Raw genomic sequence first — 13,701 nt, forward strand, 5'->3', positions numbered from 1 at the left:
CGGCCCATCGCCGCCCTCGCCCGGCGCCAGTTCCTCGGCGGCGAAATGGGCAATGCGCCGCGCCACTTCGGCCAGCACGCGATCGCCGCCGCCATGGCCGAAGGCCAGGTTCACCGCCTGGAACCGGTTGAGGCCGATCAGCATGGCCTGCACGGTTCCCTGCGCGCCCGCCCGATCGAGCCAGTCGCGCGCCTGCGCGGCCGTGGCCAGCCCGGTTAAGCCGTCCTGCATCAAGCCGTCCTGCCCAAGGGCGATGGCAGGGAGAACGGACGGCAAATCAGGGCTGGCAGGCATGGTCATCTTCCCCTCGCTCTAGCAGAGCCGCGCGCCGGCTGTCTGCCCCCGGGCACACCTGGGACATTTTCGCGTTGCGCCATTATGGGGCGCCCCATATCACGCCCCCAGCTTTGCCGCGCCACGGCGGCGAAAGCGACATGCGCCGCGATTCCTGCGGCCGGGAACGGGTGACAATGGCTGCGATCGGTTCGGCAAACAGTGCCACATATGAAAAGCTCGCGCTGCTGGCGTCTCCCACCGATCGGGCCCAGGCAGAAGCAGCCGTGCTCAAGAAAAGCCGCGATTGGGTGCCGTTCGCCGAGGCAGAGGCGGTCGTCGTGCTGGGCGGCGATGGCTACATGCTGCAGGTGCTGCACTACATGCTCGATTTCGATCGCGTGCTGCCCGCCTATGGCCTGAACCTGGGCACCGTTGGCTTCCTGATGAACAAGCACAAGAGCAGCCGCACGCTGGAAGAGCGCATCGCCCGCGCCCGTCCCGTGGCGATCAGCCCGCTGCGTATGGACGCGACCACCGCCAGCGGCGAAACGCAAAGCTGCTATGCCATCAACGAAGTGTCGCTGCTGCGCGAAACCCGCCAGACCGCCAAGCTGGAAGTGGTGGTCAACGGTAAGACCCGCATTCCCGAACTGTCGTGCGATGGCGTGCTGGTGGCAACGCCGGCCGGCTCCACCGCCTATAACCTGTCCGCCAATGGCCCGATCCTGCCGCTGGGCGCCAATATCCTGGCGCTCACCCCGATCAGCCCGTTCCGCCCCCGACGCTGGCGCGGGGCGATTCTGCCCGATACCGCCGAAATCGTGTTTCGCGTGCTCGAATCGGTCAAGCGGCCGGTGCTTGTCGTGGCCGACCAGAAAGAGGTGCGCGATATCAGCGAAGTGCGCGTAAGCGCCTGGCGCGAGCATCAGCTCACCCTGCTGTTCGATCGCGGCCGCAGCCTGGACGAACGCATCTTTGCCGAACAGTTCATGAGTTGATCGCACAGCGCGCGCTGTGGAAAAATTTGCCCGGCGGCGGGTTGCCATGCACGAAATGAGTGCTATTAGCGCGCACCTGTCCTGGGCAACCGGGACTGCTCCCTGATAGCTCAGCGGTAGAGCTCTCGACGGTTAATCGAGCGGCCGTAGGTTCGAATCCTACTCAGGGAGCCATCTTCTTCTGCCATATGGCAGAACACCGCCTTGTCCCGGCCACGCCGGGCCTGTTCCCTGATAGCTCAGCGGTAGAGCTCTCGACTGTTAATCGAGCGGCCGTAGGTTCGAATCCTACTCAGGGAGCCATCTTCTTCTGCCCTATGGCAGAACACCGCCTTGTCCCGGCCAAGCCGGGCCTGTTCCCTGATAGCTCAGCGGTAGAGCTCTCGACTGTTAATCGAGCGGCCGTAGGTTCGAATCCTACTCAGGGAGCCACCCTTCCAGCACTGGTTATTGCGGCCGGCCCAGGATCGCATCATGCTGCGGCGGTCATTTCCATTGCCGGACACTATCGCCGCCATGTTCCTTCGCCCCGCCGCCATCGCGTTTGCCGTGCTTGTCGCACCGCCCCTCGCCGCGCACGCCGCGCCGGCCCATCCAAGCAGCCCTGCGCAGCCGGCCTATGCGGTGTTCGCCGGCCTCGGCCCCGATGGCCGGCCGATCCGCTTTGAAGATCATGGCACGCGCTATCGGCTGCGCCTGCACGGCCATGTGCGCGAGGGCGATCTCAACACCGAACGCGGCTGGAAAAGCGATCCTGACGCCACGCTCTACGTGCTCGATTGGCAAGGCCCGGCTGCGCAGCAAACGCGCCTGGTGCGCCGCACTGGCAAGCGCGACGTGCTGTTCCTGGATAGCCACGACAACGTCGCGCGCCCGGTCATCCGCTTGGCGCGCATCGCCGCCCGCGCGCCGCGCTGAGCCGGCTTACGCGGGGAGCAGCGCCGCCATCGTGGCGCGATAGCGCGCGGCGATGGCATCACGGGCGATGTGGTGCCCGCCTTGCACCACCTGCCGGCCCCTACGCCACACGCCATCGACCAGGCTGCTGCCGCCGGCAAAGATCCAGGCGTCAATTGCACTTTCCGGCCTGTGGCCAGCGAGAGCGGGATGGGCGGAATCAAGCGTAACGAAATCGGCAGGCGAGCCCACCGCCAGGCCGGTATGTGTCTGTCCCAGCGCTTGCGCCCCGCCGGCAAGGCAGGCGCGCAGCAGCGTTTCCCCGGTCGATGCACCCGACCCTTGCGCCAGCACGGCCCGGCCGCGCTGGTCGAGGCGCTGGCCATATTCCAGCAGGCGCAATTCCTCGGCCGCATCGATCCGCACGTTGGAATCGCTGCCCACGCCGATGCAACCACCAGCGGCCAGAAAGGCGCCAGCCGGGAACAGACCATCGCCCAGGTTTGCCTCGGTAATCGGACACAGACCCGCTACTGCGCCGCTGCGCGCGAGCGTCTGGGTTTCCGCCGGCGACATGTGCGTGGCATGGACCAAGCACCACTGCGCATCCACACGGGCGCGGTCGAGCAGCAGTTCCACCGGGCGCTGCCCGCTCCACGCCAGGCAATCCTCCACTTCCTTTACCTGTTCGGCAATGTGGATGTGGATCGGCGCGCCCTGGGCCAGCGCAGTCACCTGCGCCAACTGGTCGAGCGTGACCGCGCGCAGGCTGTGCGGCGCCACGCCCACCACCGCATCGGGCAAGGCCGCAGCATGGCCGCGCGCCGCCTCCTCCAGGCGGGCAAAGCCATCAAGGTCGGTGATGAAGCGCGCTTGCCCGGCGCTGGGTGGCTGCCCGCCGAACCCGGAATGGCTGTAGAGCACGGGCAGCAGCGTCAGGCCGATACCGGTTTCCTGCGCGGCGGCGACCACGGCGGCGCTCATCTGCGCCGGATCGGCAAAAGGCCGGCCGCCCGCATCGTGGTGCAGATAGTGAAACTCACCCACGCGGGTAAAGCCGGTTTCCAGCATTTCCACCTGCGCCTGCGCGGCAATGGCCAGCAGGTCTTCGGGCGTGACCTGCCCGACGAAGCGATACATCGCCTCGCGCCAGGTCCAGAAACTGTCTGCGCCCGGCCCGGCGCGTTCAGCCAGGCCAGCCATGGCGCGCTGAAAGGCGTGGCTGTGCAGATTGGGCAGGCCCGGCATGGCCCAGCCGTGCCGCGTCTCTCCGGCGCGCGGGGCCTGATCGGCCGCGATTGCTGCGATCTGCCCGTCAGCCAAGGTCACCCGCACATCGCGCGCCCACCCTGTGCCCAGCCAGGCCGCATCGAAGAACAGGGTTTGAGAATCCGCTTGCATCGTCACGCTCCTTGCGTGATTATGTATATACATTATCGCACCCCCGGCAAGGACCAACCCAGCATGCGCTGCGACACGATCTGGACCAATGCGCACCTTGTCACGATGGCGGGGAAAGGCCCCGACGCAGACGCGCTGGGCCGCATCGAAAACGGCATGATCGCCGCGCGTGACGGTGTAATCGTCTATGCCGGGCCGGCCGCTGCGGCGCCGGCGCTGGAGGCGGACGCAACAGTCGATTGCCAGGGACGCTGGATCACGCCGGGCCTGATCGACGCGCACACCCACCTGGTCTTTGCCGGCAACCGGTCTGATGAGTGGGAGGCGCGCCTGGCCGGTGCGACCTACCAGGATATCGCCCGCGCTGGCGGCGGGATCATGGCCACCGTGCGTGCCACGCGCGGCGCCAGTGTCGATGATCTGGTTCGGGCCGCGCTGCCGCGCCTCGACGCCCTTTTGGCGCAAGGGGTTACCAGCGTCGAAATCAAATCGGGCTATGGCCTGACGCTCGAAGCCGAACGCGCGATGCTGCTGGCCGCGCGGCAACTGGGCCAGGTGCGGCCGGTGCGCATCGTCACCACGTTCCTAGGTGCCCACGCGTTGCCGCCCGAATGGGCCGGAAATGCCGATGGCTATATCGCGCGACTGGCCGACGATTGGCTGCCCACCCTGGCGGCAGAGGGGCTGGTCGATGCGGTCGATGCCTTTTGCGAAGGCATTGCCTTTTCGCCGGCACAGGTCGATCGTCTGTTCCGCGCGGCCCGCGCGCTCGGCCTGCCGGTGCGGCTGCATGCCGAACAGCTTTCCAACCTGGGCGGCGCGGCACTGGCCGCAAGCCACGGCGCGCTCTGCGCCGATCATCTCGAACACCTTGACGCAGATGGCATCGCCGCGATGGCCCGGGCCGGCACCGTGGCGATGCTGCTGCCCGGCGCGTTCTATTTCATGCGCGAAACCATCAAGCCGCCGATCGCCGCGCTGCGCGCCGCCGGCGTGCCGATGGCCATTGCCACCGATTGCAATCCCGGCACCGCCCCGCTCACCGCGCTGCTGCTGGCGATGAACATGGGCGCCACGCTGTTCGGCCTGACAGTGGATGAATGCCTGGCCGGCGCCACGGTCCATGCCGCCCGCGCGCTGGGCCTGGCCGGCTCGCTGGGCCAGCTTGTGCCTGGCCAGCGCGCAGACCTCGCAATCTGGAATATCGCGCGCCCGGCTGATCTTGTTCACGGGATGGGCGCAGCGCCGCTCCATGCCCGCATCTGGAGTGGAAAATGACCCAAATCGTCCTCACCCCTGGCGCGGCCACGTTGGCCGATTGGCGCGCGATCCACGGTGGCGCCGATGTTGTGCTGCATGATGATGCCTGGGGCGCGATCGCGGCCAGCGCGGCGGCCGTCGCGCGCATCCTGGCCAAGGGCGATGCCGTCTATGGCATCAACACCGGCTTTGGCAAACTTGCCAGCGTGCGCATCGCCGATGAAGACCTGGCCGCCCTGCAACGCAATATCGTGCTCAGCCATGCCGCCGGCACCGGTGCGCCCTCCCCCGTGCCTGTGGTGCGGCTGATGATGGCGCTCAAGCTCGCCAGCCTGGCGCAGGGCGCCTCGGGCGTGCAGGTGGCCACCGTGCGCTTGCTGGCAGACATGCTGGCGCGCGGCCTGGTGCCGGTGGTGCCGTGCCAGGGTTCGGTGGGTGCCAGCGGCGATCTTGCCCCGCTTTCGCACATGACCGCCACGATGCTGGGCGTTGGCGAGATTTTCGTGGATGGCATTGCCGTGCCCGCGGCCCAGGCGCTGGCCGATCATGGCCTGACGCCGGTCGCGCTGGGGCCCAAGGAAGGCCTGGCGCTGCTCAACGGCACGCAGTTTTCCACGGCCAACGCGCTGGCCGGGCTATTTGCGGCCGAACGCCTGCTCGCCACCGGCCTGGTCACCGGCGCCCTGTCGACTGAGGCGGCGCGCGGCACCGATACTCCATTCGACCATCGCATCCATGCCCTGCGCGGCCATGGCGGGCAGATCGAAACCGCCGCCACCTTGCGCGCGCTGATGGCCGGCAGTGCCATCCGCGCCAGCCACGCGGTGGATGATCCGCGCGTGCAGGATCCCTATTGCCTGCGCTGCCAGCCCCAGGTGATGGGCGCCGCGCTCGATGTCTTGCGCCAGGCCGCGCGCACGCTGGAGATCGAGGCCAATGGCGTCACCGACAATCCGTTGATTTTCCCCGATGCCGATGAAGCGCTGTCGGGCGGGAATTTCCATGCCGAGCCGGTGGCTTTTGCCGCCGATATGATCGCCCTGGCGCTGGCCGAAATCGGCTCACTGTCGGAACGCCGTCTGGCCATGCTGGTCGATCCCGCGCTGTCAGGCCTGCCCGCGTTTCTCACCCCGCTGCCCGGGCTGCACTCGGGCTTTATGATCCCGCAGGTCACGGCCGCAGCCCTGGTTTCGGAAAACAAGCAGCGCGCCGCGCCATGCAGCGTCGATTCCATTCCCACGTCGGCCAACCAGGAAGACCACGTGTCGATGGCCGCCCACGGCGCGCGGCGCCTGCTCGACATGGCCGGCAACCTCGATGCGATCCTCGGCCTCGAACTGCTCGCCGCCGTGCAGGGCATCGAATTTCACGCGCCGTTGCGGTCAAGCGACGCGCTGGAGGCGGTGCGCGCCATGTTGCGCGGCGTGGTGCCTGCTCTGGTCGAAGACCGCCATTTTGCACCCGACATTGCCGCCGCGCGTGGCATGGTCGAACGCGGCGCCGTGCTCGCGGCGTGCCCGCTGCAACTGCCGGTGCTGGGCTGATGGACTGGCTGACGATCCATCGCGGCACCGCGCCGCTGATCGTGGCCTTTCCCCACGGCGGCACTGACCTGGCCGGGTGCGCCTTCGGCTCGGAATGGCTGGCCCGGCGTGATACCGATTGGTGGATCGGCGAAGTCTATGACTTTGCCCGCGATCTGGGTGCCACGCTGGTGGCAACGGAGATTTCGCGCAGCGTGATCGATGCCAACCGTGATCCTTCGGGTGCATCGCTCTATCCCGGCATGGCCACCACCGGCCTGTGCCCGGAAACCACGTTCGATGGCGAACCGCTGATCCATGCCCCGCTGGCGGAGGGCGAAATCGCCCACCGCCGCGAAACCTGGCACGCGCCCTATCACGCCGCGTTGGCGACCGAAATGGAACGGCTTCGTTCCATTCACCCGCGCGTGGTGCTCTATGATGCGCATTCGATCCGCAGCCACGTGCCCCGCCTATTTCCCGGGGAACTGCCACTGTTCAACATCGGCACCAACGATGGCCGCTCTTGCGCGCCAGAGCTGGAATCAGCCGTTGCCACCGTTTGCGCCGCCAGCGGCGAAAGCCATGTCGTCAACGGCCGCTTCAAAGGCGGCTGGACCACGCGCCACCATGGCGATCCGGCGCGCGGCATCCACGCCGTGCAGATGGAACTGGCGATGCGCGGCTATCTGGCGGAACCGGCGGAGCCCACGGCGGAAAACTGGCCGCCCCGCCCCGATCCACAGCGCCTTGCCCACCTGCAACCGATCCTGAAGCGCGTGCTCAGCGCCTGCCTTGCCTTTGCTGGAGAATGACGATGACCCGTTTGGACAACAGCCGCGTGATCCGCCCCGCCACGGGCACGGACCTGACCGCCAAGTCATGGCTTACCGAAGCGCCGCTGCGCATGCTGATGAACAACCTGCACCCCGATGTGGCCGAACGACCCGAGGAACTGGTGGTCTATGGCGGGATCGGCCGCGCCGCGCGCGATTGGGAAAGCTATGACAAGATCGTCGAAACCCTGCGCCGCCTGGAAGATGATCAGACCCTGCTGGTGCAATCGGGCAAGCCGGTGGGCGTGTTCCGCACCCATGCCGATGCGCCGCGCGTGCTGATCGCCAATTCCAATCTGGTGCCGGAATGGGCCAATTGGGAGCATTTCAACGAGCTCGATCGCAAGGGCCTGGCCATGTACGGCCAGATGACCGCCGGCTCGTGGATCTATATCGGCACGCAGGGCATCGTCCAGGGCACCTATGAAACCTTCGTCGAGATGGGCCGCCAGCACCATGGCGGCGATCTTTCCGGCAAGTGGCTGCTGACCGCGGGCCTGGGCGGCATGGGCGGCGCGCAGCCGCTGGCGGCGGTCATGGCCGGTGCATCGTGCCTGGCGATTGAATGCCAGCGCAGCCGGATCGAGATGCGCCTGCGCACCGGATACCTCGATCACGCCGCCGAAACCCTCGACGAAGCGATGGCCATCATCCGCCAGTCCTGCGCCGACAGGAAGCCGGTGTCGGTGGGCCTGATCGGCAACGCCGCCGAAATCCTGCCCCAGATGCTGGAGGCCGGCATCCTGCCCGACCTGTTGACCGACCAGACCAGCGCGCACGATCCCATCAACGGCTATCTGCCCGCCGGATGGACCGTGGCGGAATGGATCGACAAGCGCGAGCGCGAGCCGGAAAGCGTTGCCAAGGCCGCACGCGCCAGCATGGCCACACACGTGCGTGCCTTGCTGGAATTTCAGGCGCGCGGCGTGCCCACCACCGACTATGGCAACAACATCCGCCAGGTCGCCTTTGATGAAGGCGTTGAAAACGCCTTTGATTTCCCCGGGTTTGTGCCGGCCTACATCCGCCCGCTGTTCTGCCGGGGGATCGGCCCGTTCCGCTGGGCGGCGCTGTCGGGTGACCCGGAAGACATCTACAAGACCGACCAGAAGGTGAAGGAGCTGCTGCCCGATAACGCCCATCTGCACAACTGGCTGGACATGGCGCGCGAGCGTATCCACTTCCAGGGCTTGCCGGCGCGGATCTGCTGGGTGGGCCTGGGTGACCGCCACCGCCTGGGCCTGGCGTTCAACGAAATGGTCGCCAACGGCGAACTCAAGGCGCCGGTGGTGATCGGCCGCGATCACCTCGACAGCGGATCGGTCGCCAGCCCCAACCGCGAGACCGAGGCCATGCAGGATGGATCGGATGCGGTATCGGATTGGCCGCTGCTCAATGCCCTGCTGAACACCGCCAGCGGCGCCACCTGGGTGTCGCTGCATCACGGTGGTGGCGTGGGCATGGGCTATTCCCAGCATTCGGGCATGGTGATCGTGGCTGATGGCACGCCCGAAGCGGCGCGCCGCCTGGAACGCGTGCTGTGGAACGACCCGGCCACCGGCGTGATGCGCCATGCCGATGCCGGCTATGCCATCGCCCAGGATTGCGCCCGCGAAAAGGGGTTGGACCTGCCCGGCATTCTGGGCTGATCCAGCCGCTGGTCGATCCCCGCCGGAACCGGCGCGCTGACCGCGTGACGGCCGATCCGGCGGGGGCAGACCATTCCCCCCAATATGATCCTAAATATTTGGATACGCGTCAGGAAATCTATTGTAACAGCGGCACGCAAGACAACTTTTGCGGGACCGATCGAAACGATGGCATATACAATTCGCACCATTCGCATGGCTGTTCCACTGGCATGCGGATTGCTCGCAGCCTGCGGCGGTGATGGCCCGGTCAATTCCGTATCAGCGAGCAAGCCTTTTCCGCAGAGCACCTCGGGCACCTTTTCCGCCGCGACGGCCACGCAAACCTACACCGGCAGCCTGAGCAGCGGCCAATTCGGCAGCCAGTTCAGCAAGCCACTGGCAGTGACGCCCGCCACCACGGCCGGCATCAACGCAGCCACGACAATCGCCTATGACGCCGCGACGGGAACCTATACCGTGCAGGCGGGCAGCACCTCGGCCAGCTTCACCGCCGCCGACAAGATGCCGTCGAGCGACTATACTACGAGTTTCAACAAAGGTGGCGACACCCTGACGCTGTATGGCAATGCGCAGCCGGGCAATACGGCAACCGCCCCTGTCAGCCTGAGCTACACCAGCTTTGGCAAATGGACCCACGTCGACGCGAGCGCCGACCAGACCGACATCCGCTATTACGTGTTTGGCGAAATGTCGGGCAGCAAGGGCATGCCCACCAGCGGTTCGGCCACCTATGCCACCACCGTTTCGGGCACGATGCTGGCATACAACTATGCCCCGGCCACACTGAGCGACCTCACCGGGACGGCAACGTTCACGGCCGATTTCGCCCAGGGCACGGTCAGCACCGGCCTGTCCCTCCGCGCCGTCGGGAATCCCACCGAAGGCAGCGCAGGCGTCTACAGCGGCAGCGGCACGATCGCGAAAGACCAGTTTGCCGGTACGTTCACCAGCGGCACCAACTACTTTGCCAGCGGCGCATTCAACGGTGCCTTCTTCGGGCCATCAGCGGCAGAGATGGGTTATACGTTCGCGATCAAGGGCCACAATCCTGATCCTTATGCCGGCGCCAGCGTATCACCCGGCGACATTTCCATCGTCGGGGCAGTGGTCGGCGCGAAGAAGTAGCCCCTCCCCCACGCTGCACTCCACAGCCGTCGTCTAGCGCGAGGCCGCCCCGGATCGTCTGCTCTGGCCCAAGCGCCGGCGCGACGATCCGGCCGGCCGGGGTGGCACGGCGTTGTGGTCAGATGGTCCGCTTCAGAAATAGCGCTCACCGACGCGGATCGTGTCGCCGGGCAAAACCGCCACTGGCGCGCCGCTGCGCAGCGATACGCTGTGTTCGGCCGAAGTCGTCTGCCGCCGCAGGAATGCCGTCTTTTCGTTGGCGCGATAGGTAAATCCGCCAGCCTTGGCGATCGCCTGCTCCACCGTCATGCCCGAGGCATAGGGATATTCTCCCGGCTTGTTCACCTCTCCCAGAATATAGAACGGGCGGTAGTTGAGCACTTCCACACTAACGCGCGGATCGTTGACATAAGCGCCCGCCAGCCGACCGGTAATCTCGTGCGTTACGTCGTCGATGGTGTGGTTTCCCGCCTGGACCACGCCGATGAGGGGAAAGGCCACGGCCCCGGTGGAGGTGACGTTGTATTCGCCGGTCAGCGTCGGCTCGTTGAACACGGTGATGCGCAGCTTGTCACCTGCGCCCACCCGATAGCCCGCCAGCCCAGTGGCGCGGTCCACCGCCGATAGCGGCTGCGCCGTGGTGCCCGCGCACCCCGGCAACAACAGGGCGAAGCCGAGCACGGCCGCCAGCATGGCGGGCCGGGCCGCCCGGGCCATGGCAGCATGGCGCGAGAGACCATGATCGATATGGGGAATCACGTTACACCCTCCGTGTGCGTTCGTTTCCCGGTTGTTCTATGCCGCGCCCTTGCGAAGACAATGCACCGGCCCGGGATGAAAACTCCGACTTGGAGGCTTTCCGGAACGATCGGAATCGCCGGTTAGGCCGGGCGGCGGGCTTGGCCATGCCTAATCGATGGCCGTTGGGCGGAACCGGCCAGCGCGCCGTATATGCGGGCAAATCCTACGCATTTTTCCGGTGCCATACGCGGATTTACCGATAGCCGACGGCGCGATTGCCACCCGGCCTGCGCCACCCGCCGCACCCCTCTCCTGGGCCCGGATCAGCCGGCTGCAAGGGGTGCCAAGCGGTGCCTCGCTATTGCTCCGCTGCGGATATGCTTGGCCTTCCTTGCGCGGGCGAACCGCCACAGGCTGAGGTCATACCGGGAGCGGGCAAGGCCTGGGGCGCCAATCGCGCCGCCGCCATGCGCGCCGGGTGCAGAGCTTGACTTGGCCGAAGGGGGCAATGGTGAACACCGCAATCGACTTTTATCGCGCGCCAGCCGGCATCGTGCCGGCCACGCCGGCCGAGCCGCGGGCCAACAGCGCAGCGGCAACCGACCGCATCGATCTGCGGCGGCTGATGGCCATGTTCCGCAGGCGCATCGGCGTATTCCTGGGCGTGTTGCTGGGCGTGCTGGCGATCGGCATGGTCATCACGGCGTTGCAGCCGCGCACGTATCAAGCTCGCGCCGAAGTCACGCTCAACAGCAAGTTGCAGCCGGTCGCGCCGACCAGCACGAACGACCGCACCGACCAGCCCGCCATCCCCAGCGAGAGCTTTGTCGATACGCAGGTTTCGGTAATCACCTCGGAAACCAACACGGCCGCTGTTGCCGATGCGCTGGGCCTGGCGCACGATCCGCGCTTTGCCCCATCGCCAGACGAAGGGAAAGCCGCCAACACCAAATCTGCTAGCGCCCAGCAAAGCGCGCGCGAGGCAGCCATTGCCTACCTGGCCAAGAACGTGGCGGCGCAGCGCATCGGCACGACCTATGGCATCGCCATCACGTTTGAAAGCAGCGACCCTCAGGAGGCTGCGCGCATCGCCAACGCCTTTGCCGAGCAATACACGCTGGGCGCGCTGGAGAACAAGCGCAGCGGCGCGCGCGAAACTACCGGGGTGATCGCCAACCGCCTGGAACAACTGCGCCAACAGGCCCTGGCTGATAGTGCGACGGTGCAACGCTATCGTATCGCGCATAACCTGCTCAGCACCACCCAGGGCACGCTGACCGAGCAGGAAATCTCGTCGTACAACCAGGAAGTGACCGCTGCCCGTGCACAGGCGAGCGAGGATGCCGCACGCCTGGAAGCGGCGCAGCGCCAGTTGCAGGCCGGTGGCAGCGGCGGCGTGGGCGAAGCCTCGCTCTCGCCGGTGATCGGCCAGATGCGCGCGCAGCAAGCCGGCCTTGCCGCCGAATTTGCCGCCATGTCATCGCGCTATGGCCCGCAGCATCCCGAAGTGCTGCGTTCCAAGGCGCAGCTTGATGCGGTGAACCGGCAAATCACCGCCGAAACCCAACGCGTGATGGCCAGTCTTGAGGCCAAGGCGCGGGTATCGCAGCAACGCCTGGCTTCGCTGGCCGGTTCGCTCGATGCCTCGCGCGGGGCACTGGCGCAGAACAACGCGGCGCAAGTGGGGCTCGACGATCTGCAGAAGCGTGCCGAAACCTCCAACGCGCTCTATGAAAGCTATCTCAACCGCTTCAAGGAACTGACCGCGCGCGAAGGCACCGAGCAGGCCGATGCCGACATGCTGCACCGCGCCGATGTTCCGCGCCATCCCAACAGCCCACACATCCTGATCAACGGGTTGCTGGCCCTCGCGCTGGGCACCGGGCTTGGCATCGCCGCCGCGTTCCTGGCGGAAATGACCTTCACCGGCCTGACCACGGGTGAGGATATCGAAGAGCGCATGGGCGTGCGCTATCTCTGCGCCATCCCGACGCTGCAATCGGTGGCACGGCGCGGGGAGCGGGTACCGGCCAGCGCCCTGCTGGAAGATCCGCGTTCGGTCTTTGCCGAAAGCTTCCGCTCGCTGCGCGCCTCGATCGCGATGAACACCACCGAGGCGCGGATCATTGCCATCACATCTGCCCTGCCCGAGGAAGGCAAGACCACTACGTCGATCTGCCTGGCGCGCTCCATGGCGGCGGCAGGTGACCGCATCCTGCTGATCGACGGCGATCTACGCCACCAGGGCGTCAGCCGGTTCCTGCGCGGGGGCGAAGGGCGCCCTGGCCTGATGGAAGTGCTGCACGGCACGGCCAGCCTCGACGATGCGCTGGTTGTCGATCCTGGCACGGGTCTCTCGATCCTGCCGCTCTGCGCCGAGGCGGGGGACCGCGCCGAACTGATGACCGGAGTCGAAATGGATCGCCTGCTCGCCACCGCGCGCGAGCGGTTCGATGCGGTGATCATCGATACCGCGCCTGTGCTACCGATCGCCGACGCGCGGCTCTTGCTGGGCAAGGCCGATGCCTCGGTCTTCGTGGTGCGCTGGCGCAAGACACCGGAGCAGGCCCTGCGCGCCGCGCTGCGCCTGTTGCCGATTGACCGCGTGCAATTGGCCGGCGTCGCCCTCACCCGCGTGGACATGCGCAAGCAGCCGCGCTTCGACTATGGCGAAACCGCATTCTACCGCAGTTACGAGAGCTATTATGCCTGAGCGGCGGCGCTCGGCGGGCCGATCCACTGCGCCTGCGGACACGGCGGTGGCTGTTACCGCGCCGGGCAAATTCGGCACGGCCGACGTGCCGGCCTTGCCACTGCGCCTGCCGGAAACGGCGCGACGGCGCGAGGACCATGGTGCGCGGCTGGTGCTGCCCGCCACTCCAGAGCGCGCGGCGATCCCGGCGGTCCATCCAAGCGCAGACCCACGCCGCCGCTTTGCTCGCGTGGCCATCGTGCATTACTGGCTGGGGACGATGCGCGGCGGGGGGGGCGG

At 66.8% G+C, this 13,701-nt stretch carries 12 protein-coding genes and 3 tRNA genes; 12 read left to right on the forward strand and 3 right to left on the reverse strand.

Annotated elements, in window-relative coordinates:
- A partial coding sequence (locus H926_RS26875) for a diguanylate cyclase domain-containing protein (protein WP_043609069.1) occupies positions 1–231 on the reverse strand: 231 nt, incomplete at its 3' end.
- Between the two features lie 239 nt (positions 232–470).
- Here H926_RS26875 and H926_RS0110540 point away from each other — a divergent pair.
- The 5 genes from H926_RS0110540 (at position 471) to H926_RS0110560 (ending at position 2,192) form a co-directional block, all read left to right on the forward strand.
- The gene (locus tag H926_RS0110540) at positions 471–1,274 is read left to right on the forward strand and encodes an NAD kinase (protein ID WP_043609077.1); all 804 of its coding nucleotides are present in this window, start codon (positions 471–473) and stop codon (positions 1,272–1,274) included.
- Between the two features lie 99 nt (positions 1,275–1,373).
- Positions 1,374–1,448: transfer RNA gene (locus tag H926_RS0110545), tRNA-Asn, on the forward strand.
- A gap of 54 nt (positions 1,449–1,502) precedes the next feature.
- A tRNA-Asn gene (locus H926_RS0110550) sits at positions 1,503–1,577 on the forward strand.
- 54 nt (positions 1,578–1,631) lie between these two features.
- Positions 1,632–1,706: transfer RNA gene (locus H926_RS0110555), tRNA-Asn, on the forward strand.
- A gap of 42 nt (positions 1,707–1,748) precedes the next feature.
- Positions 1,749–2,192, forward strand: a complete 444-nt coding sequence (locus H926_RS0110560) for a hypothetical protein (protein ID WP_148291710.1) — start codon at positions 1,749–1,751, stop codon at positions 2,190–2,192.
- A gap of 6 nt (positions 2,193–2,198) precedes the next feature.
- Here the strand turns inward: H926_RS0110560 and H926_RS0110565 are convergent, their stop codons facing one another.
- The gene (locus H926_RS0110565) at positions 2,199–3,572 is read right to left on the reverse strand and encodes a formimidoylglutamate deiminase (RefSeq protein ID WP_022676263.1); all 1,374 of its coding nucleotides are present in this window, start codon (positions 3,570–3,572) and stop codon (positions 2,199–2,201) included.
- A gap of 63 nt (positions 3,573–3,635) precedes the next feature.
- Here H926_RS0110565 and hutI point away from each other — a divergent pair, with 63 nt between their 5' ends.
- From hutI to H926_RS0110590, 5 genes are all read left to right on the forward strand, one after another.
- Positions 3,636–4,850, forward strand: a complete 1,215-nt coding sequence (gene hutI, locus H926_RS0110570; RefSeq protein ID WP_028657853.1) for an imidazolonepropionase — start codon at positions 3,636–3,638, stop codon at positions 4,848–4,850.
- Positions 4,847–6,376 (forward strand): histidine ammonia-lyase, encoded by a 1,530-nt coding sequence (hutH, locus tag H926_RS0110575; protein ID WP_022676265.1) that lies wholly within the window; start codon positions 4,847–4,849, stop codon positions 6,374–6,376. Before hutI ends, hutH begins: the two co-directional genes overlap by 4 nt.
- Complete coding sequence (hutG, locus tag H926_RS0110580; protein WP_022676266.1) at positions 6,376–7,170, forward strand: N-formylglutamate deformylase; 795 nt, start codon at positions 6,376–6,378, stop codon at positions 7,168–7,170. The genes hutH and hutG overlap by 1 nt, the downstream gene beginning before the upstream one ends.
- 2 nt (positions 7,171–7,172) lie before the next feature.
- Entirely contained in the window at positions 7,173–8,840 is a 1,668-nt protein-coding gene (hutU, locus tag H926_RS0110585; protein WP_028657855.1) for a urocanate hydratase, read from the forward strand.
- Between the two features lie 168 nt (positions 8,841–9,008).
- A complete protein-coding gene (locus H926_RS0110590) occupies positions 9,009–9,968 on the forward strand; it encodes a transferrin-binding protein-like solute binding protein (RefSeq protein WP_043609071.1) in 960 nt (319 codons plus the stop codon).
- Between the two features lie 132 nt (positions 9,969–10,100).
- Here H926_RS0110590 and H926_RS0110595 read toward each other — a convergent pair whose 3' ends face one another.
- Complete coding sequence (locus H926_RS0110595) at positions 10,101–10,727, reverse strand: polysaccharide biosynthesis/export family protein (protein WP_233250895.1); 627 nt, start codon at positions 10,725–10,727, stop codon at positions 10,101–10,103.
- 490 nt (positions 10,728–11,217) lie between these two features.
- On the opposite strand from H926_RS0110595, the gene H926_RS0110600 reads away from it, so the two are divergent.
- Both H926_RS0110600 and H926_RS34260 read left to right on the forward strand, forming a co-directional pair.
- A complete protein-coding gene (locus tag H926_RS0110600) occupies positions 11,218–13,422 on the forward strand; it encodes a polysaccharide biosynthesis tyrosine autokinase (RefSeq protein WP_022676270.1) in 2,205 nt (734 codons plus the stop codon).
- Between the two features lie 46 nt (positions 13,423–13,468).
- The coding region (locus tag H926_RS34260; protein WP_202804692.1) for a hypothetical protein at positions 13,469–13,701 on the forward strand (233 nt) is incomplete at its 3' end.

This window comes from Novosphingobium sp. B-7 (genome assembly GCF_000410615.1).
Taxonomy (GTDB): domain Bacteria; phylum Pseudomonadota; class Alphaproteobacteria; order Sphingomonadales; family Sphingomonadaceae; genus Novosphingobium; species Novosphingobium capsulatum.

Coding starts and splice junctions, on each gene's coding strand:
- H926_RS0110540 (WP_043609077.1), top strand. CDS start 471: ATGGCTGCGATCGGTTCGGCAAACAGTGCCACATATGAAAAGCTCGCG.
- H926_RS0110560 (WP_148291710.1), top strand. CDS start 1,749: ATGCTGCGGCGGTCATTTCCATTGCCGGACACTATCGCCGCCATGTTC.
- hutG (WP_022676266.1), top strand. CDS start 6,376: ATGGACTGGCTGACGATCCATCGCGGCACCGCGCCGCTGATCGTGGCC.
- H926_RS0110590 (WP_043609071.1), top strand. CDS start 9,009: ATGGCATATACAATTCGCACCATTCGCATGGCTGTTCCACTGGCATGC.
- H926_RS0110565 (WP_022676263.1), bottom strand. CDS start 3,572: ATGCAAGCGGATTCTCAAACCCTGTTCTTCGATGCGGCCTGGCTGGGC.
- H926_RS0110600 (WP_022676270.1), top strand. CDS start 11,218: ATGGTGAACACCGCAATCGACTTTTATCGCGCGCCAGCCGGCATCGTG.
- hutU (WP_028657855.1), top strand. CDS start 7,173: ATGACCCGTTTGGACAACAGCCGCGTGATCCGCCCCGCCACGGGCACG.
- hutH (WP_022676265.1), top strand. CDS start 4,847: ATGACCCAAATCGTCCTCACCCCTGGCGCGGCCACGTTGGCCGATTGG.
- hutI (WP_028657853.1), top strand. CDS start 3,636: ATGCGCTGCGACACGATCTGGACCAATGCGCACCTTGTCACGATGGCG.